Below are 22,793 nucleotides of genomic sequence, written 5' to 3' on the forward strand. Positions count from 1 at the left end.
TCCTGGTTCAGACAATTTAACAATCAACAACCAGCAATCAACTAGTACAATGTTTATAGAACCACGCGTTGGCGGCGCAAGCCACACAGTTAAGAGAGGATGGATAGAAGTGATCTGCGGGTCGATGTTTTCGGGAAAGACGGAAGAGCTTATCCGGAGGCTGAACCGTGCCAAGATCGCGAAGCAGAAGGTGGAAATTTTTAAGCCATCGCTGGACAAACGTTACCACGACGAGGATGTGGTGTCGCATAACGCCAATGCCATTCGCTCTACGCCCATAGATTTTGCACAGGATATGCTGTTGTTGGGTGGCAGCTGCGATGTGGTTGGTATTGACGAAGCCCAGTTCTTTGATGAAGGCCTGGCCGAAGTTTGCGTAAAACTGGCAAATAGTGGCGTGCGCGTAATTGCCGCCGGCCTGGACATGGATTACCTGGGTAACCCCTTCGGCCCGATGCCTGCCCTGATGGCCGTAGCCGAATATGTAACCAAAGTACACGCCATTTGTGTGCAGTGCGGCGATATTGCCACCTACTCTTACCGCAGCGCCGCTTCGGAGCAACAGGTATTGTTAGGCGAAACCGATTCGTATGAAGCCCGCTGCCGCCATTGCTTCCAGGAAGGCCTAAAGAACAAGAAATAAAATAACCTGATGCGATTTTATACTTCTATACGTTTGCTGGTGCTGCTTTTCGGGTTGCTGCAGACGTATGCAAGTTTAGCGCAGGTGCCCATAGGAGCTTGGCAGCTGCACATACCGTATCGACAGGGTAAAGCCGTAACTGTAGCCGATGGTAAAGTATACGCAGTAGTAGAGCAGGGTCTGTTTTATTACGACAAAGAATTCAACACTACCAAAGCCATTACCAAAGCCGATGGCCTGCGTGAGCAACAGATCAGCGCCATTGCCTACGACAACCCCAGCCAGACACTTATACTTGCTTACAGTAACACCTACGTAGACTTACTGCAAGGCAACACTTTTCACACCATCAGCGATATCTTCCGGAAGAACCTGCCCGGCGAGAAGAAGATCAACCACATTTATTCGTTTAATCAGAAGGCATACCTGGCAACAACCTTTGGCGTAGTTGTGCTTGATATTGCAAAAAAGGAGATCCGCGATACCTATAGTAACCTGGGCCCGAATGGCGAGCCAGTAAACATACTGGCTACAACTATACACGACGGTAATTTATTCTTGGCTACAAGTATAGGTATTCTGAAAGGCAAACTGAACGGCCCCAACCTGCAGGATTTCCGCAACTGGCAATATGAAAGCAATGGCCTGCCGCAGGGTACAGGTATAACTTCTATAGTTACTTTTAACGATGCGGTATATGTCGGCACAACGGCTGGTCTGTTTAAGTATACCGGCGACGGTTGGCAGGCTACAAGTATAATTCAACCAATACAAACACTTCAAGCTTCTTCTGATTACCTGGCTATAACATCACCTGCAAAGGTACTACTCCTCATAAAAACAGGCGCTATAACAGAAATAACAGACCCTTTACTACAAGCCCCGAAAGACGCGGCAGTGGATGGGAATATAGTTTGGGTGGCAGATGCACGGGCGGGTTTGCTACAGAAAAGTATAACAGGCGGCGCAGCGCAGGTATTTACACCCGGCGGCCCCTACGCTGGAGAAGCCTTTAGCTTAAAAGCCAATTCCGGAAAACTCTTTGCATTTGGTGGCAACTATAATGAGAGCTATACCCCAACCGATAACAGCAACGGCTTCAGTATTTTCGAGAACTATAGTTGGCAGAGCTATAACAGGTTTACAGATACCGCTTTCCCCGATGAAGTGACAGACATTGTAGACGGCTTGTACGATGCGGCAACAGGTAAACTATACTTAGCATCACTCAAAAACGGACTTATAGTTTGGGATGGTAAGAACTATACTTCTTTTAACAGCACAAACAGTTCCTTACAAAGCGCCTTCGAAAATCCTGCAAACACACCGGTTACAAGTATAGCCCGCGATGCAGAGGGTACTATCTGGCTGGTAAACCCGAGTGGTAAAAGTAATGTTCCAAGTCTTTTTAGCTTGTCTCCGGATGGGGAGCTGCGCGGCTATAGTTTGCCTACTGTAGCGGATGGCACAAGCCTGGAGCAACTACTACTAGATGATAATGGCTACAAATGGCTGACTGGAAGTAAAGAAAGTAACGCCGGAATACTGGTGTTTGACGAAAAGCAGCAAAGCATACGGAGACTAGGCACTGGGACAGGTAATGGCAATTTGCCCGGAGGTGCAGTTTATAGTTTGGCTAAAGATATGAATGGGGATATCTGGGTAGGTACAAACAAAGGCGTAGCTGTATACTATAATCCGTTCTCCGTTTTTGAGACCGGCGCTTACGATGCCCATTTACCCATAATAGATAGAAGGCCTTTGCTGGATGGGCAGCGTGTATTGAGTATAGCTATAGATGGTGCGAACCGCAAGTGGGTAGGAACTGATAACGGCCTTTGGCTTTTCGGTCCGGACGGCGACGAACTGATCAGCCATTTTACAACCCAAAACAGCCCGTTGCCAGCAAATAAAGTACACAGCGTTGCCGTAGAGCATAAAACCGGGAATGTATTTGTAGCCACCAACGCAGGCATCGCCTCTTACCGGGCCGGCGCAACTATAACCGAAGGCACTCCGGATTGCGCTATAGTTTTCCCGAACCCGGTGCGTAAAAGCTTTACAGGCCTGGTAGCCATCTCAAACCTGCCTAACAACGCCGAAGTACACATCACCGACATCAGTGGCACGCTCATTTACAAAACCAAAGCTGCGGGCGGCACTGCTACCTGGGATGTGCGCGATTACAACGGCAAACGGGCCAGGGCAGGCGTATACCTGGTGCTCAGTTCCGATGCTGATGGCAAGCAAACCTGTATCTCTAAAATAGCCGTATTGCAGTAAATGCTGATCAAGACAAAGGGCGTTGTGCTCAACTACATCAAGTACCGGGAAACCTCCATTATTGCCCGCATCTACACAGAGCAACTGGGGTTGCAGTCATATATCATAAACAGTGTGCGCACCCAACGCAAGGGCTCACGTATTGCTTTGTTTCAGCCGTTCACGCTGCTCGATATGGTGGTGTATACATCCAGGCAGGGTGGCCTTACACGCATCTCCGAATACAAAGCAGTACACCCCTTTCATTCTATTCCATTTGATATCCGGAAGAGCAGCATGGTGTTGTTTTTATCGGAAATGGTATCCAGAACTGTGAAAGAAGAAGAAGAGAATCCGCCGCTTTTCCAGTTTTTGTATGAGGCTATACTTGCGTTTGATGACCTGGAGGAAGGATTTGAGAACTTTCACCTGGTGTTTCTGCTGCAGCTAAGCCACCACCTGGGGTTCGGGCCAACTTCGGGGCAGGAGATAGTAGAACAGGTCGCTTTTTCTGCAAATGCACAATCGGCTACGTCGGCGCCTACAGTGCTGGCCTTACAAGCCTACGAAGCTTATTTTGATGAACTGATGCACGACCCTGCACGAACAACTATACCAAATGGCCGGGTAAGGCGGGAACTGCTCTCGGTGCTGGTGCGCTATTACCAACTACACGTCGACCGGCTGGGCGAGATAAAATCACTGACCATACTTTCCGAAGTGCTGGCCGAGTAAAATAAACAGAAAGGGCGACACTACTAGCGTCGCCCTTTCTGTTTTAAACTATAGCTAAGCTATTTCTTAGCTTTTACTTCAATATCAAATACAAGAACAGTATTAGGTGGTACAGATGGTTGGCTTCCATAGCGTCCGTAAGCAAGGTGAGACGGGATGTATAGGAAAGCTTCGCCGCCTACACGCATTTTCTGCACGCCTTCTAACCAGCCATCTATCACTTGTTCTTCCTCAACAACAAAAGTAAATAGCTTACCTCTGTCATAAGAAGAATCGAACTTTGAGTTATTGGTGAAGCGACCAATGTAATGCACACTTACTGTATCGCCAAGTTCTACCTGCTCGCCTTCGCCCTCCGTTACCTCCAGGAAGTATAACCCGGAAGCTGTACGTTCCACGACAGTCGTATCCACGTCGTTATCACGGAAGTACTGTCGGATAATGGCTTCATCTTTCACTTTCTGTGCTTCCGCATCGAAAAAGAACATGTCTGTATTGTCTTTTTCGCAGGAGCTAAAGGTAAATACCGCTACCGCTAAAAACAGGAGCTGAAGCAGGCTGCTGCCTTTAAGGAACTGGTTTTTAAGGGCTTGTAAGGTCATAGCTTTACTTAATTCTGTTCTGTACTTATTATTTTACGTCTACCAGCTCCACATCGAAGCGCAGGATAGAGTTAGCCGGCATATCCGGACCACGGTCCTGGTCGCCGTAAGCTAACGGAGAAGGGATAAGCAAAATTGCTTCGCTGCCTTCTTTTAGATTAACTATAGCATCGTCCCAGCCTTTAATTACCATCTGCTGACCAAGTGTGAACTCGAATGGTTTGCCACCAGCCATTGGGTTAGTGCGCGAGCCGTCAAACTCTTTACCGTCCAGGAAAGTACCTTTATAGTGTACTGCTACCTGGTTACCAGCTTTTGCCTGTGGGCCTTTGCCTTCTTTGGTAACTACATAGTACACACCAGATTCTGTTTTCTGAACGTTCTGTAGGTTGTTCTCCTTAATGTAGGCCTGAATTTTGGCATCATCCAGTTTTATCTGCTTAGAAGCGTGCTCCTGTGCTTTTTTCATCTGCTCTTCCATCATTTTTGCATAGTCCGCTTCAGCTTCTGCTTTAGACTGTACTTTCTGCATGCTGATGAAGAATGTTAGCTGCGAACCTGGCTTAATGAACGGAGGCAAAGGCTGACCAAAAGTCTTTGTGAAAAGAGTATCGGCATTGATCTTGAACACACCGCTATCGCCCGGAGACATCATAGAAAGTGCATTTTCTAAACCACCTTTCATGGTTGGCTCCATTAACGGAAGCACGATCGGCATTTTAGGACCTTGTGTACGGGTATCAGCAAACGTAGAGTCTTCTGAGTTTTTGATAGCCCAATGGAACGTAACTACCTGGCCAACTTTAGCGCCAGTGCTGTCAGCAGCTTTTACTTCGCCTTTGTTCTCGTACTCGCCTTTATCGTTTTTCTCGAATACTTTATATGTCAGGCCATCAGCTGAAGTATAAAACTCGTCATTGTTTTTATTGCAGGCTTGTACCATTACGGCGCCAGCTACAACCGGCAACAGGAATTTGATTTTAGATAACATTGATTATTTAAGGTTAGATTTTTTAAGAATGATTTTGAGCAGCTGCCTGTAATTGCTCTTTATACTGTGGCAGCAGGCTTTCAAATTTAGCAACTGTTGCTTCCAGGCTATCCATCGACATGCCTCCAGCTGCATTTTTATGTCCGCCACCGTTAAAGTGGTCGCGGGCAAACTCGTTAGCCGAAAAATCACCTACCGAACGGAACGACATTTTAACCGCCTGCGACCGATCGATGATCAGGGCTGCAAAAATAATGCCTTCTATAGACAATGCATAGTTTACCAAACCTTCGGTGTCGCCAGTCTTGGAGTCGTAGGCTTTCAGTTCTTCGGAGGTAATAGCAAAATAGGCGGTATTATACTCACGCAAAACTACCAGCTTTTCTTTTAGGGCATAGCCTAAAAAGCGCAGGCGCAGTTCTGAGGAGCTGTCGTAAATTAAGCGGTGTATGTTTGATGTTTTCACGCCCACGTTCAGCAGGTCGGCAATGATCAGGTGCACATTCGGCGACGTGCTCGGGTGGCGGAACGACCCTGTATCTGTCATGATACCGGCATACAAACATTCGCCTATGCTGGTGTCTATCAAATTGCCATCTCCTGATGCTTTAATCAGGTCATACACGATTTCGGCAGTAGCAGCGGCATTGGTATTGGAGAACTGTATATCGGCAAAAGCCTCGGGCTGCAGGTGGTGGTCAACCAATACTTTGGTGCCTTTTGCGGCACGTATGTATTCGCCCATCTCGTTTATACGCGACAGGTTCGAAAAATCGAGGCAAAAAATAACCTGCGACTCTGCAATGATGCGCTGCACCAACTGTTCGTTCTTCTCTGAATAAACGATCACATCATCGTTGCCGCTCATCCAGTTCAGGAAGTTAGGGTAATCAGAAGGCGTAACCACCGTAACGCGGTGCCCCTTCTTTTTGAGGTAACCTGCCAGACCCAAAGACGACCCCAGTGCATCGGCATCCGGTTTATGGTGCGTGGTGATCATCACCTCTTTAGGTTCCTTCAGAAGCTCTTTTAGAGCGCTAACATCATACATAGGTTAGGTATAATTCCTCTGATTAATAGGGAAATAAGTTGCGAATTTCTGAAGAAATAACTTCTAAAACAATATAAAGGCCGCTTTGCAGCGTAAAGTGGCCCGGGTTGTAACTATGGTTTTGGCAAACTATAAGCGTAAAGTGTAGCAATATTAAGTATAAATGCACTAATTTTGCGACCTTAAAAACAGAAACATAACTATTAAATACGACATACCATGGCAGGAAACATCACATTTACCATGATCAAGCCGGACGCAGTGGCTGATAACCATATTGGCGGCATCACTAAAATGATCGAAGAAGGCGGCTTCAGAATTGTAGCGATGAAAAAGACAAGACTGACTGAAGAGCGTGCCGGTAAATTTTACGAAGTACACAAAGAGCGTCCTTTCTATGGCGACCTTGTAAAATATATGTCTAAAGGCCCTATCGTGGCGATGATCCTTGAGAAAGACAACGCAGTAGAAGATTTCCGTACACTGATTGGTGCTACTAACCCGGAGCAGGCTGCTGAAGGTACTATCCGTAAGGTTTATGCCAAGTCTATCGAGTCTAACGCCGTTCACGGTTCTGACTCTGACGAAAACGCGCAGATAGAAGGTGATTTCTTTTTCTCTGCTGACGAGCGTTTCTAAGCAGAAACTATAAAGTTTACTTATTGATTTAAAAGCCTGCCGGGGTTATACTTCGGCAGGCTTTTTTTATTCGGATGGCCTGATGCTATAGTTGAAAATTGAAGAAAGACCGCTTTACACACAAACTATAGTTTTACTACCTACCCGATCTAAACCAAAAAGCCAGCTCTGTAAAAGAACTGGCTTTTTGGTTTTATACTTCGCAAGTATACTTACTCTTTCGGGATGGTTAAGCGCTGGCCTGGTTTTATAAGGTCAGGGTTATCGCCGATAGTAGTTTTGTTTGCGTTATAGATTTTTGTCCAGGCGTTGGCATTGCCATAGTGTGCTTTTGCAATTTTAGAAAGTGAGTCGCCAGACTTTACAGTGTATGTGTCCTGAGTTGAGGTAGCGCCTGGCATTTGCTGGTTGCTTGTAGTAGCATTTGGCTGCTGGCCAGGCATTTGCGTAGATCGTGGTGTACCTGTTGGTTGTTTAGCAGGTTCTTCCTTTCCCTTCTTTAAAAAATCAAACAATCCCATAATATCATAATTAATGTAAAACTTCTTTATAAAGCAATCTGATGCAAAAAAGATTGCTTTATAAATACGCCTTTGCGTGCAGTTAGTTGTAATAAGCTATTGAATTATAGGAGGTAGTAAAATTTCAACTTTAAAGGGAAAGGGAACGTAGGATATGCACAGGCTTAGCACGTATAAGGCCGTTTAAAATGCATAACATACACTATAAAACTATGGAAAGTAACACAATGAAACAGAACACGATGCTGCACTTTATGAAAACAGCTTTAGCCATGATGCTGGCAATTGTGCTGGTAAGTTGCGGTGGCGACAAAGCCGGTACTGAAAGCATGCTGTCAGGAGCAAGCAGCAAAACCTGGAAAGCTAAAAAAGAAATGAATGCGGAAGGCGACAAAGATAAACTGACTGATGCCGAAAAGGAGCAGAACCTACAGATGTATGCCGATGGCCGTTTTGCTATGGGTGGCGCAAGCACCTTACAAACAGGCACTTGGACGTATGACCAGGCTTCTAAAAAACTATCGTTACAGTTTGAAGGCCAGGATGTGCAGGAAACATTTGATGTGCTGAAACTGAGCGACGATGAACTTCGCCTGAAAGCGGCGGATGGCTCTGAGATGATAATGGAAGCCGAAAAATAGAATCAAACTATAGTATGAAAGAAAAAGCCGGTGTAATAGCCGGCTTTTTCTTTTACCGGCCAACCAGTTTTTTAAGCGATAGCAGCCCCAAAACAGGACCAGCTGCTAATAAAAATAAAGCTACCGGAATAGAGGTAAGTTTAATGACCAGTGCTGTAAACTGGATGCTGGCTATAGTTAAGGCAAAGCCGATACTGGTAACTACAGTAAGTGCCGTGCCCACTAAATGTGGCGGAGCGGTTCTTGCTGATAAAGCAGAAAACTGTGGCGAATCGCCGGCTACAACTATACCCCAAAATATCAGGAAAGGTACGATAACTATAGTTGCGCTAACCTGAAGTATAAACACAGCTGCCAGGCAACAAAATCCAGATAATAACAGCTGCACAAAAGCCACCTTTGCGCTACCAAACCGCTGCGACAAGTAACCGCCTCCAATACAGCCCACAGCACCTGCTGCAATCACACAAAAACTATAAAAGGAGATTTGAACCGCAGAAAGCTGCGGCAAACTATATGCAAGTATAACCGGCACAAATGCCCAGAATGTATACAGCTCCCACATATGCCCGAAGTAACCAAAAGCCGCTGCCCTGAACTCCTTTACCCTAAAAACCTGCAACATATTCCGGATATCGAAAGTAGCGCCTTTGCGTAAGTATGGCCCATCGGGTACAAGTATAAACATAAGTAGTCCACCTGTAGCGGCCAGCATGCTTATAGTTAGCAATATGGTTTGCCAATGCAGGTCAGTGCCTAAAGCCCGTAACAAATGCGGAAATGCCGTACCTAGCACCAATGCCCCAACCAAGTAACCTATTGCCTTACCCAGATTGCCACTGTACCAACTTGCCGCTATCTTCATACCCACAGGGTAAACGCCAGCCAGCAAAAAGCCGGTTACTACGCGCAGTAAAAGTATAGTTGCTACATTGGCTGGTAAAAATACGAGCAGGGCATTGGCTGTAGCTCCGGTCACTGCACACAGCATAAACAGTAGTCGTGGTGATACTCTGTCAGCCAGCGAAAGTATAGCAAAGCAAAGTGTACCCAGAATAAACCCCAACTGTACTGACGAGGTGATCAGGCTTAAAGCATCCTGCTCCAGATGTAATTCCTTTTGTAACTCCGGCAACACCGCATTGCCCGCAAACCAAAGCGATGTGCCCGCAAACTGGGTAAAAACAATGGCAGGCAGAATGCGGCGCATGAGAGAAGTTAGAAAGTTTGGAAGTTAGAAGGTTAGAAAGTTAGAAAGTTAAACTGTAGAAGAAAACAACTTTCTAACTTATACTTTTCTAACTTTCTGACTATCCATAGATCGTTTCGGCGAATTTTTCGATGGCTTTGCGGGTTTCGTAAGGGCGCTCGAACATGCCCATGTGCCCGGTCTGGCCCAGGAAGTATACCATGCTGTTGTTGGGCAGGTGGCATTGCTCCAGGGCTTTATCCATTGGTACGGCTCCATCTTCCTTGCCAAAAATAAACAACACCGGAAACTTAGCAGTTTTCAGTACATCGGTTCTGTCTTTTCGGTCGCGCATAGCAGCTAACCCGCCGGTTATACTTTCTTTTGGTGTGGCTGTCCCGATCTTTTTCATCAGGTCTATTTTACTGCGAAGCTTCTCACGGTTATCTGTAAAAAACAAAGGCTCTACAAACGACTGCATAAACTTCTCTACACCGTGCTTCTCTACAAACTCAATGGTCTTGTTGCGGTTTTCCTTCTTTTCGTCGGTGTCGGGCAGGGCAGAGGAGTGGAACAGGCAAAGGCCATTCAGCATGTTGCTATACTTCTCCGCAAAAGCCATACTTACATAACCGCCCATCGAGTGGCCAATCAGGATACACTTTTTTACGCCAAGTTTGTCGAGTTGCAGCTTTACATGGTTGGCCATACTTTCCATACTATAATCTGATACGCTGGAGGTATTATTTCCGAAGCCGGGTAAATCCAAAGCAATCGTTCTGAACTTCTGTTGCAGCGGTTTTTTAAAATCGGCCCATACTTGTTTGTTCTCGGCAAAGCCATGTAAGAAAACCAATGTGTCGCCGGTGCCGGCATCGGTGTATGTAGTGTGTGGCATAGGTTATAGTTTGTCTGAATCAGGATTTACAGGATTTTAGGATTTGCAGGATTACCTTCAAAACTATAAAGATTGAGATCAATCCTGCTCTTATTTTCCCTTATACCTGCTGTTGAATATCTTTTTGTGTTGCAAGCTGCTTGCTCCAAAATTAATAAGAAGGCCGATTGGTAAATTGTAAGCAAAAACATAATTCTTGGCTTGTGCTAAATGTACATCTTCTAAAGTAATTATCGCTTTTAGTTCGACTACAATATCATTCTCAACTATAAAATCGGCTCTTCGATTACCTACTTCTATGTTGTTATAATAGATTGTTTGGTCTTTTTCGCGCTCAAAGCCTAATCCGGCCAATTCCATTTCAATAGCCAGGCATCGCTGATAAATCACTTCCTGAAAGCCATTGCCCATTGTATTATGCACCTTCATGGCGCAGCCAATTATTTTAAATGTGATATCATCTAAATTCATGGGTTGATATACGGCCCAAACTATAAATGTATAGCTGCTTTTTTAATTTCTAACTAAAGAAATCCTGTCAATCCTAAAATCCTGTAAATCCTGATTCAAACAAAAAAAGCCCTGTAGCTTCTTAAAACTACAGGGCTTCAATCTTATGTCCTTTGTCAAATACTCCTTCGTCAGGAGCTCAACCGGAGAAACTATACTTTAACCGCTACACCGATCATCTCACGTACCGTGCGCTCAATATCTTCCGGGGCAAAACCTGCTTCGCGGTGTAGTTCCAGCTGTGAGCCGTGCTCATAAATGGTATCAGCCATACCTAAACGCTTAACCTGTGAAGTATAGCCGTTATCAACCATAAACTCCAGCACGGCACTACCAAAACCACCTTGCAGGCAGCCATCTTCTATGGTAATTACTTTGCTGTACTTCGAGAAAATATGATGCAGCAACTCTTCATCCAATGGTTTGGCGAAACGCATGTCATAGTGGCCTGGGGTTATACCGTCGAAGCTCAGTTTCTTGCAAACTTCCACCGCATAGTTACCAATATGGCCGAAGGTAAGTATCGCTACTTCTTCGCCTTCCTGTACGGTACGGCCTTTGCCTATTTCAATTACTTCCAGTGGCGTTCTCCAGTTTGGCATCACACCTTCACCGCGTGGGTAGCGGATCGTGAACGGACCAGCACCATCTTGCGTGGCGGTAAACATCAGATTGCGTAGTTCCTGTTCGTTCATGGGGGCAGATACAACCATGTTCGGGATGCAGCGCATGTAAGCAATGTCGTAAGCGCCGTGGTGCGTAGGGCCATCGGCACCGGCAAAGCCAGCTCTATCCAGACAGAAAACTACCGGCAGGTTCTGTAAACACACATCGTGTACCACCTGGTCGTAGCCGCGCTGCATAAACGTACTATAAATGTTACAGAACGGGATCATGCCTTGTGTGGCCAAACCAGCCGAGAAGGTAACGGCATGTTGCTCGGCAATGCCTACGTCAAACGCGCGGTCCGGCATGGCTTCCATCATAATGTTAAGCGAGCAGCCCGATGGCATGGCAGGCGTTACACCCATAATTTTAGGGTTCTGTTCGGCAAGCTCCACTATAGTATGGCCAAAAACATCCTGGTACTTCGGTGGCTGTGGTTTATCCGGAACAGTTTTATAAATCTCGCCTGTAATTTTATCGAACAGGCCTGGTGCGTGCCATTTGGTCTGATCTTTTTCGGCTAAAGCGTAGCCCTTGCCTTTTGTAGTTACACAGTGTAATATTTTCGGACCCGGTATGTGTTTCAGGTCTTCCATTACCGACACCAGATGATTGATATCGTGGCCATCTATCGGGCCGAAGTAACGGAATTTAAGACCTTCGAACAGGTTGCTCTGTTTTAAGATAGAGGCCTTAATGCCGCTTTCTACTTTAGAAGCAATATGCTGTGCATTAGGTCCAAACTTACTGATCTTACCCAGTATGTTCCAGATTTCGTCGCGAACCTTGTTATAGGTGCGGGAAGTGGTAATGTCAGTTAAATATTCTTTCAGAGCACCTACGTTAGGGTCGATGCTCATGCAGTTGTCGTTTAATACAACCAGCAGATTAGCATTGGCTACGCCGGCGTGGTTCAGGGCTTCAAAAGCCATACCGCCTGTCATGGCGCCATCGCCTATTACAGCAATATGCTGGCGCTCTTTTTCGCCTTTATACTTTGATGCAACAGCCATACCCAGCGCTGCCGAAATAGACGTGCTGGAGTGGCCTACGCCAAAGGTGTCGTATTCGCTTTCTTTACGCTTCGGGAAACCGGAAATGCCGCCGTACTTACGGTTGGTATGAAACACATCGCGGCGGCCTGTCAGAATTTTATGCCCGTAAGCCTGGTGGCCTACGTCCCAAACCAGCTGGTCGTAAGGCGTATTAAACACATAATGCAGTGCTGTGGTAAGTTCTACCACCCCCAGGCTGGCGCCAAAGTGCCCGCCATGTATCGATACCACATCAATAATATACTGCCTTAATTCCTGCGTTACCTGCAGCAATTGTTCCGGCTTCAGCTTTCGCAGGTCGGCAGGTGTGTTGATGGAGGCAAGCAACTCTCCGGGTTTAATGATCATACGATTCTCGTTATAGACCCTCAACAATTTATTTTGTTAAAAGTTTGCGGGCGGTAAAATTGTAAACGTCCGGGCAAAACGTAAAATTAAATAAAAATTACGAACGAATTACTCCGCGTCTTATTTTCATGTCCGGAGTAATCAAAATTTATACCGAAAAGCCTGTAGGGTGTTGCAGAACTATAGTTGCCGGCCTAGGGTTACTTTAGCAATGCTTTATATCAACAGGGCCGCTATAACCAACTATAAACTTGGGGTTACACCAAATCAGCTAAAAATGTTTAAATTTGTTGATAGTATGGCGCCTGGCGCTGCCGCAATAAACTGAAAGAATAGTGAGTTTCGAGATAAAATTACCGTTGTTTGAGGGGCCGTTCGACCTGTTGCTTTTCTTTATTGAGCGCGATGAACTGGACATACACGACATTCCGATCTTCCAGATCGCGAACGAATTTGTGGGCTACATACGGCAACTGGAACAGCTGAATATTGAAGTTGCCAGCGATTTTATATTGACCGCCGCCACCCTGATGCGCATTAAGGCCAAAATGCTACTGCCCCGCACCGAGAAAGACGAAGAAGGCAACGAAATTGACCCGCGCCAGGAACTGGTACAGCACCTGCTGGAGTATAAAAAGTATAAAAGCGCTGTTCCGGCTTTATCAGAAATGGAGGATTTGCGTCTTGCCCAGGAAAACCGCGGAAACATACACGACGAACTGCAGGTAATAGCCAACGCCAACAACTTTGAGTACGAGCTGCAGGACCTGAACCTGTACCGTATCATGCGGGTGTTTGAGAAAGTAATGCATCGCTACGAGGAGGAACAGAACCGCCCGAAGCATACCGTCATTCAATATCCCTACACCATTGAGGAGCAGCGCCATGTTATTATGCAGATGGTAACCACACGCCAGCGCACCACTTTTTCAGAAGTAATAAAAGCTTTTCCGGATAAGATCGGGATGATCTTTAACTTTTTGGCGATACTGGACATGCTGCAACTGAACCTGATAGGCATTGAAGTGGGCGAAGGATTTAATGATTTTACTATAACGATAGCCGAAGGGCAGGCCAATCAGGTAACACAACTGCTGGTAGAGTAGTAACAACGCATAAATGCAGCAAGACAGGTAACCCCGCATGGATCAGAACCAGAAAACGATACTTAAAAGCTTTAGCCCGGTTAAGGTGCTGATCCCGGTTGTGCTGGGGCTGGCTGCTACGGCCTGGCTGTTTATTAAGGACGACAAACTGGGCGACCTGAAAAGTATAGCCGATGCCAATATCTGGTGGCTGCTTGCCTCGCTGCTGGTGCTTGTTATCCGCGACTTTGGCTACATCTACCGCATCCGGGCTCTTACTGATAAATTCCTGACCTGGCGCAACAGTCTGGATGTAATCATGCTCTGGGAGTTTGCTTCGGCCGTTACGCCATCGGTAGTCGGCGGTACTACGGTTGCCACCATCATCCTGAACAAAGAAGGAATTCCATTAGGTAAGTCGCTGGCCTATGTGATGCTGACTGCTGTGCTGGACAACATGTTTTTTATAGTTGCGGCACCTATAGCCCTGCTAGCCACACAAGGCGATGTTTTCCCCACATTTGGGTTAGACCCTTCGGATGTCAGTAAGTTAAAGATGGCTTTTTACGTTAGCTATAGTTTAATAGCGCTTTATACCTTGCTGATGATTTATGCGCTGTTCGTCAATCCGCGAGCGTTTAAATGGCTGTTGCTCAAAATTACGTCCATCGGGTTTCTGCGCAAATGGCGGGTAAGTGCGTTTCATCATGGTAACGAGATTATCTGGGCTTCTGAACAGCTAAAAGGCAAAAATGCGAACTACTGGACCAAGGCTATACTTTCTACGGTGTTTGTGTGGAGTGCCCGTTACTTCCTGCTAAACTGCCTTATTGCCGCCTTTACCGATGTAACCTTAGCCGAGCACGCGCTTATCATTTCCCGTAACCTTATCTTCTGGATCGTGATGCTGATTGCCATTACGCCGGGTGGCGCTGGTATAGTTGAGATGGCTTTTCCGAGTTTCTTCGGTCTGTTTCTGGGTGGTTTCAGTAATGTGGTTGTTATGCTTTACCGCCTGATCACGTACTACCCTTACCTGGTACTGGGCTCTATCTTCCTTCCAAAGTGGATTGCAAAAGTTTTCGGGCGCAATGCAGTACCGCAAGAGGAACTAGCTTCTGAAATGAAACGATAAAGTATAAGCAACAGCATTAGCCCTCTTGTATTAAGTAATGTCATTTTGAGCCTTTGCGAAAAATCTGGGTTCTAAATTTTTTCTGTCATTTCGAGCGAAGTCGAGGGATTTTATGTGTCCTGTAGTTTAAGCCTGTACTTCTCTGCCAAAAGCTATCCTTTCAAACTTCCTTTATTCCTGGGAGCTTTAGTTACCCATAGTTTCAAACAAGCTTTGGTGCCCTCACGGCCGGGAGGCCCCGTCTTCGGGCACCGCGCTGCTGCCTTCTTACTATCCTCCTGCGTCGGATTGCCTGACGGCACCGCAACAAGTCAAAGGCGCTCAACCCAAAGACTGAGATCTTTCTACTATGTACCGCTTAACTATAGTTTGAGGTGTTAAGCTTTGAACTTTTATCGTGTCTATAGTTCCGTAGGGACAGGTCGCGACCTGTCCGTGGATAGGCTGCAACTATAGCTAAGGCATCAACTCCCTCTCCTGTTTTTAGGAGAGGGCTGGGGTGAGGTAAAACAGCACCTATGAAACTATAAACTCAACTATAGCCAAGGCAGAAATTCCCTTCTCGTCAGGGGTAGGGGTGGGTTAATACGTCAACTATAAAACTATTGCCTGTACCCTCACACTTCTAACGCTAAACCAATTCTCAATTTTTACTTCATCATTCCCGGTGTACCTTTGTTTTAGAACTATAAAAGCATAACCATGAAAGTTATAGTTATTGGTGGTGGAATTGGTGGGTTGTGTGCCGCTATTGCACTGCAGAAGCAAGGTATAGAGACCCTGGTTTACGAAGCGGCACCAGAACTAAAACCAGTTGGGGCGGGTGTGGGGCTGGCAGCTAACGCCATGCAAGGTCTTGCAAGGCTGGGAGTGGCTGATGCCGTAATTGCCCGGGGCAAAGAACTGGAAGCGCTTACTATATTTGATGAACACGACAACATCATCACCAACCAGGACACGCGCCTGCTTAGCCGCAAGTATGGCATCAGCAACTTCGTAATTCACCGTGCTGATTTGCACGATGTGCTGGCCCAACACCTGAAAGCCGGCACCTTATACCTGAACAAGCGCTGCCAAAATGTAAGTCAGCTAGGAGATAAAATCACTATTGATTTTGCAGACGGCGCCCAGGATTCAGCAGATTTGCTGATAGCTGCGGATGGTATAAATTCTATAATTCGGCAACAGTTGCTGCCACATAGCAAACCGCGTTATGCAGGCTATACTTGCTGGCGGGGCGTTATTCAAAACCCCGGGGTAGAACTTAATACCATGATCTCGGCGGAAACGTGGGCTCCGCAGGGTAGGGTTGGTATGGCGCCGCTTCCAGGTAATCGCATTTACTGGTATGCCTGCATTAACGCACCGGAGCAGAGCGAACAAATGCGACACATGACACCCACACAACTCGCCAAACATTTTACCGGGGTGCACGCGCCCGTACAACTGGTTTTAGCTGCCACCAAGCCCGAAGAACTTATCTGGGGTGATATTAACGACCTTAAACCGCTGAAAAAGTTTGTATACAACCGTATAGTTTTACTGGGCGATGCGGCACATGCTACCACGCCTAACATGGGGCAGGGGGCGTGCCAGGCAATAGAAGATGCGGTAGTTCTGGGGCAGTGCCTGGAGCAAAAACCAACTATAGCTGAAGCGCTGGCTAGTTACGAAAAACGCAGGCTTGCCCGTACAGCTAAAGTTGTCCGGTTGTCGCGGATGCTGGGGTGGGTATCGCAGTGGGAAAATCCGTTGCTTATTAAGGCGCGAAATGCCATTTTCAGGGCTACGCCGGCTTTTGTAACGCAGCACCAGATGGAAGACCTGTACCGCGTAGACTTTTAGAATAACCTGAAATTACTTTACCTTCGCTTTATACTTTCTGATAATCGACATGAAAAATACCTTACTGCTTATACTTGCTTTTTTTGCGCTAACTGCCTGCTCCGATACCAACAACAAGCTACTGGACAAGCTGCAAACGGCCGTTAAAAAGGAGCCCGGTAAGGCAGGCTATACTCAAGTAAAACTCGAGAGTATAACCGATTTTGAGTGGGACACGCTATATTATTTTGCCGGCCAGGTTAGCCCCGAAGAAATAAATGACCAGATCGGTATTAAGTGGGATGGCGGTAAAATTCCGGGTGGCCACGACAGGCTTATTTTTGTGAAGGATAATAAAGTAGTAAGTTTTGTGGATTATGACCTGAGTGAGTTTCCGTTGCAGGTTTTCGGGTGCAACACCGACCAATGGATTTACCCTCGTAACCGAAGCATGTTTGCCGCTTTTAAGTACTGCCAGGGCGAAAAAGAAGTATATGCCTTTATTCCTGAGCCTTGCTACGACAACATTAAGGAACTGCAGCAAAACAAGTGTACCGAGGTTAAGAAAGCAGAATAGATGCTATTTTATAGTTGCCTGCGTAACTGGTTTTGGTAACTTCCAACGGATCAGTTCGGCATCGGAACTGACCTGTTGCATACCAAGTCTCTCCAATACCCTCGCCGAAGCCACATTAGCTAACAAGCACCGGGCAGTAACAGCTTTTACGTTTGTTTGCTGAAAAGCCCAGTTTACCAGGCCTTGCGCTACCTCTAAACCATAGCCGTTTTTCTGCGCCTGTGTTATAATTGCATAGCCTAAATCCACTTCACCTTCCGTGTTAGGTAAACCTTTAAAACCGGCATCGCCAATTACGGTCATGCTGTGCCGGTGCACCACCATATACGACTCAAAACCGTTCGGCTCCGGTACTTTTTCCAGGTTGTGGATGATCTTCGGGAAGGTGTCAATGGCTTCTTGGTCGGGCCAATAAGGAGTAAGCTGCAAACCAAGCTGTTGAAGTATACTTGTATCTCCAGCCATCAGTGTTTTGGTAATCTCCAGCGTGAAGGGGATAAGTATAAGCCTGATAGTATGGATGGGCTGAGCTTTCATGTAAGCTGCTGTGTACTGTTTACAATCTCAAACTATAGCAGTTTAACTTAAGAGCAACTATAGTAAGTTAGGGTAGTGGTTTTGCCTGTGTTGTTGATCTTAGCATCTTGAACGGCATCAGCACCAATCATCATACGCGAGATCAGCCAGTACGCCTCATTAAACGAGAGGTTGAAAGTATACGTCACATTCGGGCAGCCGTCATAAACAGTAACTTCCTCAGTAAGGCCTTCCGGATAGGTTTTGATCACAGTCTCATAAGCAACTTTGTGCCCTTGCTCCATTTTGGTTTTCGGGATGGTTACCGATGTAGGTTTCCCAAATGTAGCAGTGTAATAGGCATCTTCCTGGTAATCGCTTAACGCCAGCCCTTTATACTTAGAAAGCATTCCGTCGAAAACAAAACCTGTAGTGTTGCCAGCTTTTACTTTTACCCAATGCCCGGTAAGCAGCAACGTGCCTTCGTTAAAATCTGAAACTTTTATTTGCAGGGGTTTAGCAACGGCAGTATCGTCAACTATAGTTACCGGTGTGGTGTAGCCTAGAGTTGTAATTGCAGGAGCTTCTAAGTTAGGTTGTATTCTGATTTTTAGTCCGGAGGTAGGCGCTACAAACAGCTTGTCGCCGGTTTTATAGTTTTCAGCTGCTAAAACTAACTGGGGTATGCTTACTGCAAAAAGGAAAACGAGCAGTGCTAGGCGGGTAAGGGCATTAAGTTGTTTCATAAAGTATAGGTTTATATAGCGGTCTCAAGATACAAATTCTTCTGACTGATAGGTAGAAGTGCTTTATACTTTATGGCATAACATAAAAAATGGGGACCCGAAAGCCCCCATTTATAAGTGTATACTTTATAATGCAGCAATCTACACTAATTCATTTTTTACCAAATATTCAGCAATTTGCACGGCATTAGTAGCAGCGCCTTTGCGCAGGTTATCGGCTACAATCCACATATTTACGGTGCGTGGCTGTGTTTCGTCTAAGCGTATGCGGCCAACCAGTACTTCGTCTTTGCCGTGGGCATCTTTGGGCATCGGATACTGCAGATTTTTTACGTCATCTACCACTTTCACACCTTCGGTCTGGCCTAAAATGCGGTAAACTTCATCCAGCGTAAAGTCCTTCTCAAACTCCACGTTCACCGACTCCGAGTGGCCGCCCATAACCGGAATGCGCACTGCGGTAGCAGTAACCCGGATCGAGTCGTCGCCCATGATCTTCTTGGTCTCGAGGATCATTTTCATCTCCTCTTTGGTATAGCCATTATCGGTAAACACGTCAATATGCGGCAACACATTCAAGTCGATCTGGTACGGATAAGCTTTTTCGCCTTCTTTGCCTTCGCGCTCGTTCATTAGTTGCTCCACTGCCTTCACGCCGGTACCTGTTACCGACTGGTAGGTGCTTACAACTATACGCTTTGCCTGTAGTTCTTCGTGCAGTTTGTTCAGAGCCACTACCATTTGTATCGTAGAGCAGTTTGGGTTCGCGATGATCTTATCTTCTTTGGTCAGTTCTTTGGCGTTAATTTCCGGTACTACCAGCTTTTTGGTAGGGTCCATGCGCCACGCCGACGAGTTATCCACGACAACGGTACCTACTTCGGCAAATTTTGGGGCCCACTCCGTAGAGGTGCTTCCGCCAGCCGAGAAAATGGCAATTTGCGGGGCAGCCGCGATCGCGTCCTGCATCCCGATAACCTTTATCTGTTTACCCTTAAACTCCATCTGTTTACCAACAGATCTCTCAGAAGCAACCAACATCAACTCTGTTACCGGGAAGTCGCGCTCCGCCAGTACTTTCAAAATTTCGCCGCCTACCAATCCGGTGGCGCCTACTACTGCTACTTTCATTTAGAGTATGTATTTAATTGTTTAATGCTCTTATTGTTAGGGGTTAATTGCTGATCGTTAAATTGTCCGAATCAGAATTTTCAGGATTAAAGGATGAACAGGATTTCTAACTTCCAAACTTTCTAACTTCCAAACTTTCTAACTTCTCAACTCTCTAACTGTCTTAACTAACCAATCTGCCTCCCGTAATAGTTCTGAAACTATAAAAATGGTTAGGAGCCCTACCTTGCAGCGTGCAAAGCCCCTGCAGGCATCTTAATCATGCAGTTGCGGCTGCAAATTACGTAAGTTTTTACCACAATTTCTGTGCATGAAACAAACTTTACTTATTCTGTTTCTGGTGTTTCCGTTCATGGCGCTGGCCCAGTTACAAGAGAGTTTCTCGGATGGCAACTTTACCCAAAACCCCACCTGGACCGGCGATGTAACCAGTTTTATAGTTAATACCCAAAGCCGGTTGCAAAGTAACGGGCCGGCCGTAACCGGAACCACGCTACAACTTGTAACGCCGTCGCAGGCTATAGTTGGCACCACCTGGGAATTTTGGGCAAACCTGAAACTGGCCACATCAGCTACCAACTATACCGATGTTTATCTGGTTGCCGACAAGCAGGACCTGAATGCAGCAGACCTGAACGGCTATTTTGTGCGCATCGGCAACACCACCGACGACGTGAGCCTGTACCGCAAAGATGCCGGCAAATCATCCGTTATACTTATAAATGGCCAGGACAATACCATTAACAGCACAGATAACGTGGTGCGTGTACGCGTAACCCGAAGTGTAAACTATGAATGGCAGCTAAGTATAGATGTTACCGGCACAGGCCAGAGTTATGTTAGTCAGGGCGTGGCTACTGATGCAACGCATAAAAGCTCCGGCTATTTTGGGGTAGTGCTAAAGTATACATCTGCTAACAGTAAAAACTTTTACTTCGATGATTTTACTATAGTGGATGCCCAGCCGCCGGTGCTGGAAGAACTGCAAACTAAAACCCCGCAAGAGCTGATACTTACATTTAACGAGCCTTTACAACCAGCAGCAGCGCAAACTATAGCCAACTATACCTTAAACGGAAACATAAAACCAACTATAGCCGAGCTGCAAAGCCCAACTACCCTGCGGCTTGTGTTCGGCCAGAATTTTAAGACAGGCAGCAATACTGTAACGATAGCTAACCTGCAGGACCTGTATGGAAATGTACTAAACAGCCCGACCACGCGTAACTTTACCTTTGTGCCGCCGGCAGTGCTGCCTAACTATAACGAACTTATTATTACCGAAATAATGGCCGACGAAACGCCTGCAGTTGGCTTACCCGCTCAGGAATACATCGAAATCTACAACCCTACCGAAAAAGTGCTTTCGTTGAAAGGTATTAAATTGTCGGATGCTACTGCAACTACTACGTTGCCGGATGTACAGCTTTTGCCCAGCGAATATGCGGTAGTGGTGCCTACTACGCAGGCCGCGAACTTTACACCGTTTGGCAAGGTAATCGGCATCAGTAATTTTCCGGGGCTAAACAACAGTGGCGAACTTTTGCAATTGCGCAGGCCCGATGGCAAACTGATTTATGCGGTAAACTATAGCGATGCCTGGTATAAAGACGCAGCTAAGCGCGAAGGTGGCTGGAGCCTGGAAATGATTGACGTGACCAACCCCTGTGCCGGTGCCGGAAACTGGACCGCATCTAAAGACCCCAAAGGCGGCACACCAGCACAGCCTAACTCTGTAGCAGCCGCAAACCCCGATAATATCCCGCCAACTATAGTTAATGCCACCGCCATTTCAGCCACACAGGTTTTAGTCCGCTTTAACGAACGGCTCGATAGCACACAGGCTGCAACAATTACCAACTATGGCATCAGTCCAACTATAGCTGTAAGCAACGCAGAGGTACAGGGGCCGCTTTATACGGAAGTTATACTTACGTTCAGCGCTCCCTTGCAAGAAAAGCAGCTTTACACCTTAACGGCTACCAACTTAACAGACTGCTCCGGTAACCTCAACAGTCAACCGCAAACTATAACCTTTGCTTTGCCATCCCTCCCCGAGCCCGGCGATGTGGTTATCAACGAAGTGCTCTTTAATCCGCGGCCTAACGGTGTGGATTTTGTAGAACTGGTAAACCGCAGCAACAAATACATCGACCTGAAAAACTGGCAGCTGGCCAACACCAGTGGCGACACTATCAGCAACCTTAAAACAATAACTATAGCAAACTACGTGTTGGCGCCTGGGCAATATGTAGTGCTCACATCCAACCCCGAAAACATAAAAACCAACTACCCGGCAGCTAACACCAATGCTTTTCTGAAAATGGCCAGCCTGCCCAGCTACCCCGACGATGCCGGAACTATAGTTGTGTTGCAGCCCAATGGTAAGGTAGCCGACAGGTTCAGCTATAGTTCAGAGATGCATTTTGCGTTGCTGGATGATGTAAATGGCGTGTCGCTGGAGCGCATTAGGTTAGATGGCGAAACCATGGCTAATAATTTCCATTCAGCGGCAACTACAGTTTTTGCAACGCCTAGCTACAAAAATTCGCAGTCGCAGGAGGGTATGGCAACGGCGCAGGTATTTGAAATAGAGCCACAGGTTTTCTCCCCGGATGGCGACGGGATCGACGATTTTACCACCATCAACTATAACACCAGCCAAACGGGCTTAACAGCTAACATCACAATTTATGACGCGCAGGGCCGCGAAGTACATAAACTGGTGCGTAACGAATTGCTGGCTGCTAACGGTTATTTCCGGTGGGATGGCCTGAAACAGGACGGCTCGAAAGCAACGATAGGGTATTATGTTTTCTATATCGAGCTATTCGGGCTAAATGGCGAGAAAAGTGAGTTTAAAGAAAAAGTGGTTGTGGGAGGGAGGCTGTAATCCTGAACTGCAGTTTCCCTGAACCTCACAGCGTTTTTCAGACCTGTGAGTGTTTGATTTCTAAGCTATAAAGACGTGCACAGGTTTAAAAACACTGTGAGGTCGATGCTATAATACTCAAACAAACCCTTAACT

At 46.4% G+C, this 22,793-nt stretch carries 21 protein-coding genes; 10 read left to right on the plus strand and 11 right to left on the minus strand.

The features are described from left to right. The first annotated feature begins 49 nt into the window (after nt 1-49). Genes GWO68_RS09030 through recO form a run of 3 tightly spaced genes read left to right on the plus strand, consistent with a single transcriptional unit; the run spans nt 50 to nt 3,640 of the window. Nucleotides 50-643: a thymidine kinase gene (locus GWO68_RS09030; RefSeq protein WP_162346119.1), complete on the plus strand. Its 594-nt coding sequence runs from the start codon at nt 50-52 to the stop codon at nt 641-643. Nucleotides 644-652: 9 nt separating this feature from the next. Next, nucleotides 653-2,926: a type IX secretion system anionic LPS delivery protein PorZ gene (gene porZ / locus GWO68_RS09035; protein WP_162346120.1), complete on the plus strand. Its 2,274-nt coding sequence runs from the start codon at nt 653-655 to the stop codon at nt 2,924-2,926. Beyond that, nucleotides 2,927-3,640: a DNA repair protein RecO gene (gene recO / locus GWO68_RS09040; protein ID WP_162346121.1), complete on the plus strand. Its 714-nt coding sequence runs from the start codon at nt 2,927-2,929 to the stop codon at nt 3,638-3,640. A 59-nt stretch (nt 3,641-3,699) separates the two neighbouring features. On the opposite strand, the gene GWO68_RS09045 is transcribed toward recO, so the two are convergent. From GWO68_RS09045 to GWO68_RS09055, 3 genes are read right to left on the minus strand one after another with little or no spacing between them, the layout of a single operon-like run. Further along, nucleotides 3,700-4,242 (minus strand): FKBP-type peptidyl-prolyl cis-trans isomerase, encoded by a 543-nt coding sequence (locus tag GWO68_RS09045; RefSeq protein WP_162346122.1) that lies wholly within the window; start codon nt 4,240-4,242, stop codon nt 3,700-3,702. Between the two features lie 28 nt (nt 4,243-4,270). After that, nucleotides 4,271-5,233: an FKBP-type peptidyl-prolyl cis-trans isomerase gene (locus GWO68_RS09050; protein WP_162346123.1), complete on the minus strand. Its 963-nt coding sequence runs from the start codon at nt 5,231-5,233 to the stop codon at nt 4,271-4,273. A 22-nt stretch (nt 5,234-5,255) separates the two neighbouring features. After that, the gene (locus GWO68_RS09055; RefSeq protein ID WP_162346124.1) at nt 5,256-6,284 is read right to left on the minus strand and encodes a DHH family phosphoesterase; all 1,029 of its coding nucleotides are present in this window, start codon (nt 6,282-6,284) and stop codon (nt 5,256-5,258) included. Nucleotides 6,285-6,503: 219 nt separating this feature from the next. Here GWO68_RS09055 and GWO68_RS09060 point away from each other — a divergent pair, with 219 nt between their 5' ends. After that, on the plus strand, nt 6,504-6,923 hold the full coding sequence (locus GWO68_RS09060; RefSeq protein ID WP_162346125.1) for a nucleoside-diphosphate kinase: 420 nt from the start codon (nt 6,504-6,506) through the stop codon (nt 6,921-6,923). A gap of 212 nt (nt 6,924-7,135) precedes the next feature. Here GWO68_RS09060 and GWO68_RS18030 read toward each other — a convergent pair whose 3' ends face one another. Continuing rightward, complete coding sequence (locus tag GWO68_RS18030) at nt 7,136-7,444, minus strand: LysM peptidoglycan-binding domain-containing protein (protein WP_162346126.1); 309 nt, start codon at nt 7,442-7,444, stop codon at nt 7,136-7,138. Between the two features lie 212 nt (nt 7,445-7,656). Between GWO68_RS18030 and GWO68_RS09070 the strand changes: the two genes are divergently transcribed. Then, entirely contained in the window at nt 7,657-8,085 is a 429-nt protein-coding gene (locus tag GWO68_RS09070) for a lipocalin family protein (protein ID WP_235942006.1), read from the plus strand. A 52-nt stretch (nt 8,086-8,137) separates the two neighbouring features. On the opposite strand, the gene GWO68_RS09075 is transcribed toward GWO68_RS09070, so the two are convergent. The 4 genes from GWO68_RS09075 to dxs all read right to left on the minus strand — a co-directional run bounded on the left by GWO68_RS09075 (nt 8,138) and on the right by dxs (nt 12,751). After that, entirely contained in the window at nt 8,138-9,295 is a 1,158-nt protein-coding gene (locus tag GWO68_RS09075; RefSeq protein ID WP_162346127.1) for an MFS transporter, read from the minus strand. A 100-nt stretch (nt 9,296-9,395) separates the two neighbouring features. After that, a complete protein-coding gene (locus GWO68_RS09080; RefSeq protein ID WP_162346128.1) occupies nt 9,396-10,172 on the minus strand; it encodes an alpha/beta fold hydrolase in 777 nt (258 codons plus the stop codon). Between the two features lie 90 nt (nt 10,173-10,262). Next, nucleotides 10,263-10,643, minus strand: a complete 381-nt coding sequence (locus GWO68_RS09085; RefSeq protein WP_162346129.1) for a GxxExxY protein — start codon at nt 10,641-10,643, stop codon at nt 10,263-10,265. A gap of 191 nt (nt 10,644-10,834) precedes the next feature. Beyond that, the gene (gene dxs / locus GWO68_RS09090; protein ID WP_162346130.1) at nt 10,835-12,751 is read right to left on the minus strand and encodes a 1-deoxy-D-xylulose-5-phosphate synthase; all 1,917 of its coding nucleotides are present in this window, start codon (nt 12,749-12,751) and stop codon (nt 10,835-10,837) included. Nucleotides 12,752-13,086: 335 nt separating this feature from the next. Here dxs and GWO68_RS09095 point away from each other — a divergent pair, with 335 nt between their 5' ends. The 4 genes from GWO68_RS09095 to GWO68_RS09110 all read left to right on the plus strand — a co-directional run bounded on the left by GWO68_RS09095 (nt 13,087) and on the right by GWO68_RS09110 (nt 17,372). Continuing rightward, nucleotides 13,087-13,857: a segregation and condensation protein A gene (locus tag GWO68_RS09095; RefSeq protein WP_317164503.1), complete on the plus strand. Its 771-nt coding sequence runs from the start codon at nt 13,087-13,089 to the stop codon at nt 13,855-13,857. Between the two features lie 37 nt (nt 13,858-13,894). Then, nucleotides 13,895-14,971, plus strand: a complete 1,077-nt coding sequence (locus GWO68_RS09100) for a lysylphosphatidylglycerol synthase transmembrane domain-containing protein (protein WP_162346131.1) — start codon at nt 13,895-13,897, stop codon at nt 14,969-14,971. Between the two features lie 702 nt (nt 14,972-15,673). Further along, a complete protein-coding gene (locus GWO68_RS09105; RefSeq protein ID WP_162346132.1) occupies nt 15,674-16,816 on the plus strand; it encodes an FAD-dependent monooxygenase in 1,143 nt (380 codons plus the stop codon). Nucleotides 16,817-16,865: 49 nt separating this feature from the next. Then, complete coding sequence (locus tag GWO68_RS09110; RefSeq protein ID WP_162346133.1) at nt 16,866-17,372, plus strand: hypothetical protein; 507 nt, start codon at nt 16,866-16,868, stop codon at nt 17,370-17,372. A gap of 3 nt (nt 17,373-17,375) precedes the next feature. Here GWO68_RS09110 and GWO68_RS09115 read toward each other — a convergent pair whose 3' ends face one another. The 3 genes from GWO68_RS09115 to GWO68_RS09125 form a co-directional block, all read right to left on the minus strand. Continuing rightward, a complete protein-coding gene (locus tag GWO68_RS09115) occupies nt 17,376-17,909 on the minus strand; it encodes a GNAT family N-acetyltransferase (RefSeq protein WP_162346134.1) in 534 nt (177 codons plus the stop codon). Between the two features lie 47 nt (nt 17,910-17,956). Further along, complete coding sequence (locus GWO68_RS09120) at nt 17,957-18,634, minus strand: SH3 domain-containing protein (RefSeq protein WP_162346135.1); 678 nt, start codon at nt 18,632-18,634, stop codon at nt 17,957-17,959. A 141-nt stretch (nt 18,635-18,775) separates the two neighbouring features. After that, nucleotides 18,776-19,765: an aspartate-semialdehyde dehydrogenase gene (locus tag GWO68_RS09125; protein WP_162346136.1), complete on the minus strand. Its 990-nt coding sequence runs from the start codon at nt 19,763-19,765 to the stop codon at nt 18,776-18,778. 310 nt (nt 19,766-20,075) lie between these two features. Here GWO68_RS09125 and GWO68_RS09130 point away from each other — a divergent pair, with 310 nt between their 5' ends. Then, nucleotides 20,076-22,658: a lamin tail domain-containing protein gene (locus GWO68_RS09130; protein WP_162346137.1), complete on the plus strand. Its 2,583-nt coding sequence runs from the start codon at nt 20,076-20,078 to the stop codon at nt 22,656-22,658. Nucleotides 22,659-22,793: the final 135 nt, after the last annotated feature.

The organism is Pontibacter fetidus, assembly GCF_010119545.1.
In the GTDB taxonomy this organism is placed as follows: domain Bacteria; phylum Bacteroidota; class Bacteroidia; order Cytophagales; family Hymenobacteraceae; genus Pontibacter; species Pontibacter fetidus.

Coding starts and splice junctions, on each gene's coding strand:
- GWO68_RS09030 (WP_162346119.1), top strand. CDS start 50: ATGTTTATAGAACCACGCGTTGGCGGCGCAAGCCACACAGTTAAGAGA.
- porZ (WP_162346120.1), top strand. CDS start 653: ATGCGATTTTATACTTCTATACGTTTGCTGGTGCTGCTTTTCGGGTTG.
- recO (WP_162346121.1), top strand. CDS start 2,927: ATGCTGATCAAGACAAAGGGCGTTGTGCTCAACTACATCAAGTACCGG.
- GWO68_RS09045 (WP_162346122.1), bottom strand. CDS start 4,242: ATGACCTTACAAGCCCTTAAAAACCAGTTCCTTAAAGGCAGCAGCCTG.
- GWO68_RS09050 (WP_162346123.1), bottom strand. CDS start 5,233: ATGTTATCTAAAATCAAATTCCTGTTGCCGGTTGTAGCTGGCGCCGTA.
- GWO68_RS09055 (WP_162346124.1), bottom strand. CDS start 6,284: ATGTATGATGTTAGCGCTCTAAAAGAGCTTCTGAAGGAACCTAAAGAG.
- GWO68_RS09060 (WP_162346125.1), top strand. CDS start 6,504: ATGGCAGGAAACATCACATTTACCATGATCAAGCCGGACGCAGTGGCT.
- GWO68_RS18030 (WP_162346126.1), bottom strand. CDS start 7,444: ATGGGATTGTTTGATTTTTTAAAGAAGGGAAAGGAAGAACCTGCTAAA.
- GWO68_RS09070 (WP_235942006.1), top strand. CDS start 7,657: ATGGAAAGTAACACAATGAAACAGAACACGATGCTGCACTTTATGAAA.
- GWO68_RS09075 (WP_162346127.1), bottom strand. CDS start 9,295: ATGCGCCGCATTCTGCCTGCCATTGTTTTTACCCAGTTTGCGGGCACA.
- GWO68_RS09080 (WP_162346128.1), bottom strand. CDS start 10,172: ATGCCACACACTACATACACCGATGCCGGCACCGGCGACACATTGGTT.
- GWO68_RS09085 (WP_162346129.1), bottom strand. CDS start 10,643: ATGAATTTAGATGATATCACATTTAAAATAATTGGCTGCGCCATGAAG.
- dxs (WP_162346130.1), bottom strand. CDS start 12,751: ATGATCATTAAACCCGGAGAGTTGCTTGCCTCCATCAACACACCTGCC.
- GWO68_RS09100 (WP_162346131.1), top strand. CDS start 13,895: ATGGATCAGAACCAGAAAACGATACTTAAAAGCTTTAGCCCGGTTAAG.
- GWO68_RS09105 (WP_162346132.1), top strand. CDS start 15,674: ATGAAAGTTATAGTTATTGGTGGTGGAATTGGTGGGTTGTGTGCCGCT.
- GWO68_RS09110 (WP_162346133.1), top strand. CDS start 16,866: ATGAAAAATACCTTACTGCTTATACTTGCTTTTTTTGCGCTAACTGCC.
- GWO68_RS09115 (WP_162346134.1), bottom strand. CDS start 17,909: ATGAAAGCTCAGCCCATCCATACTATCAGGCTTATACTTATCCCCTTC.
- GWO68_RS09120 (WP_162346135.1), bottom strand. CDS start 18,634: ATGAAACAACTTAATGCCCTTACCCGCCTAGCACTGCTCGTTTTCCTT.
- GWO68_RS09125 (WP_162346136.1), bottom strand. CDS start 19,765: ATGAAAGTAGCAGTAGTAGGCGCCACCGGATTGGTAGGCGGCGAAATT.
- GWO68_RS09130 (WP_162346137.1), top strand. CDS start 20,076: ATGAAACAAACTTTACTTATTCTGTTTCTGGTGTTTCCGTTCATGGCG.